1 protein-coding gene is annotated in these 500 nt (G+C 67.8%); it reads left to right on the forward strand.

All coding sequences use genetic code 11. The features are described 5' to 3' along the window. Window positions 1-500 (forward strand): electron transfer flavoprotein subunit alpha/FixB family protein (locus NP503_RS33195; protein ID WP_256755086.1); only part of this gene is annotated, 500 nt, incomplete at both ends.

Raw genomic sequence — 500 nt, forward strand, 5'->3', positions numbered from 1 at the left:
TACGACACCATCATCGCGCCGGCGACCTCGTCGGGCAAGAATGTCGCGCCGCGCGTCGCAGCGCTGCTCGATGTCGCGCAGGTGTCCGAGATCATCGAAGTCGTATCGCCCGACACCTTCAAGCGGCCGATCTATGCCGGCAACGCCATCCAGACGGTGCAGTCGAGCGACGCCAAGAAGGTGATCACGGTGCGCACGGCCTCGTTCCAGGCAGCCCCCGAGGGCGGCTCGGCGGCGGTCGAGACCGTCAAGGCCGCGGCCAATCCCGGCCTGTCCACCTTCGTCGAGAACAAGCTTTCCGAGACCGACCGTCCGGAGCTGACCTCGGCCAAGATCATCATCTCGGGTGGTCGTGCGCTGGGTTCGGCGGAGAAGTTCCAGGAGGTCATCCTGCCGGTCGCCGACAAGCTCGGTGCCGCCGTCGGCGCCTCCCGCGCCGCGGTCGATGCCGGCTATGCGCCGAACGACTGGCAGGTCGGCCAGACCGGCAAGGTGGTTGC

Source organism: Mesorhizobium sp. SEMIA396, from assembly GCF_024518615.1.
In the GTDB taxonomy this organism is placed as follows: domain Bacteria; phylum Pseudomonadota; class Alphaproteobacteria; order Rhizobiales; family Rhizobiaceae; genus Mesorhizobium.